Source organism: Rhizobacter sp. P3_C12 (assembly GCF_056402735.1).
This window is the reverse complement of sequence record NZ_JBFUGW010000547.1, coordinates 1-1,714: the sequence shown is the minus strand read 5'-3', so window position 1 is coordinate 1,714 and position 1,714 is coordinate 1. Positions and strand designations below refer to the sequence as shown.

2 protein-coding genes and 1 pseudogene are annotated in these 1,714 nt (G+C 69.9%); 2 read left to right on the top strand and 1 reads right to left on the bottom strand.

Annotated elements, in window-relative coordinates; translation table 11 throughout:
• A pseudogene (locus AC1DXV_RS34355) lies at positions 1-314 on the bottom strand (N(5)-hydroxyornithine transformylase PvdF); the annotation flags it as partial.
• Positions 315-440: 126 nt separating this feature from the next.
• Here AC1DXV_RS34355 and AC1DXV_RS34350 point away from each other — a divergent pair.
• Positions 441-1,505: a GNAT family N-acetyltransferase gene (locus AC1DXV_RS34350; protein ID WP_477938011.1), complete on the top strand. Its 1,065-nt coding sequence runs from the start codon at positions 441-443 to the stop codon at positions 1,503-1,505.
• 2 nt (positions 1,506-1,507) lie between these two features.
• Positions 1,508-1,714 (top strand): SidA/IucD/PvdA family monooxygenase (locus tag AC1DXV_RS34345; RefSeq protein WP_477938010.1); only part of this gene is annotated, 207 nt, incomplete at its 3' end.

Here is a 1,714-nt window from a genome sequence, read left to right as displayed (position 1 = left end):
GACTCGATCAGCTCGACCACCGGCCGGCCCTGCACCTGCAGCGCCGGCGGGAACGGCCAGCAGCGGCTCGGGTGCGGCGAGAAGCCGTAGTCCTTCAGCTGCTCGCGGTCGCGCGGGTTGCCCTCGTCGTCGTCGAAGATCACCGCCTGCAGCGAGTACGCCTCGCCGAGCGTGCTGCCGTTCAGCGTCTCGACGAGGAACTCGAGCGGCGACTTCATGTAGCGCGTCTCTGCCTTGAACGGGATGGGCTGCCCGGCCCGGTCGGCCGCCGCGTTGCGCAGCGACGCGATGTAGACGAGTTTTGACGGTTCCATGAGCCACATGACGAAGCACGCGGCGCGGTGTTCAGCTGAACAAACCCGCCGACCGCTCGTCATGGAGGCATGAACAGCGGCACACCCAGCACACGACCCCCTCCCGACCCCGCGGCCCCGCGCYGCGTGAGCCACCCGTCCGGCCAGCCGCTGCAGGTGCAGCGCGATGGCGACCGGCTGGTGGTGAGCGAGCTTCATCCAACGTCCGCACCGCGTGACCGCATCGGCCGCTGGCAGTGGAGGCATGATCAAAGGACAGATGATCGCGACGAGTCCACGCTGCAGTGGCTCGGCCCCTGCTCCGGCGAGCCGTCGCCCGCGCACCTGCTGGCGATCATCGAGGCGGCCTTCACCTTCGAGCCCGGCACGCCGACGCTCACGTTGGTGCCGCCGTTCGCATCGGCACTGAACCTCGTCGAGCACGGCCTCGCGCTGCCAGCGCCCGACGGACGGCAACGGGTACACCGCGAGATGTTCTTCCAGCACGCGCCGATGTGGCTGCCGCAGGTGGCGCCGCCGATCCCGCTGCGCTACACGCTGACCGGCCCGCGCCGCCACCCGCTGCGCGCGGCCAAGCGAACGGGCACGCTGTACCAGCGCCACATCCCGTGGCTAGCCCAGACCTTCTCGTTCCGCAGCCTCGACATCGAGAGCGACCTGCCACGCTTCCACCGCTGGATGAACGACCCCGACGTGGCGCAGGTCTGGCAGGAAGACGGCGACCTCGCGAAGCACCGCGGCTACCTCGACGCGATCGCCGCCGACCCGCACATGCAGGCCATGGTCGCGTGCCTGGACGGCGAGCCGTTCGGCTACTTCGAGGCCTACTGGGCGAAGGAGAACCGCATCGCGCCATTCAGCGAAGCCGACGACCACGACCGCGGCTGGCACGTGCTGATCGGAGAGCCCGCCTTCCGCGGCAAGGCCTTCGCGACGGCCTGGCTCACGTCGATCTCGCACTACCTGTTCCTCGCCGACCCGCGCACGCGGCGCATCGTCGGCGAGCCGCGCGCCGACCACCGGCAGCAGCTGCGCAACCTCGATCGCTCCGGCTACGCCAAGGTGAAGGAGTTCGACTTCCCGCACAAGCGCGCGATGCTGGTCTCGCTGCTGCGCGAGCGCTTCTTCGCCGACACGCTGTGGTGGYCGCGCGAGGACGACGCCCCTTCCACCCTGCAGTCAAGGACATGACCATGCGCGTGCACGACCTCATCGGCATCGGCTTCGGGCCGTCGAACCTGGCGCTGGCGATCGCGCTCGACGAGCAGCGCCGCGCCGGCCGCCCGCTGGTGGATGCGCTGTTCATCGAGCGCCAGCCCGGCTTCGCGTGGCACCCGGACATGCTGCTGTCGCAGGCCCACATGCAGATCTCGTTCCTGAAGGACCTGGCGACGCTGCGC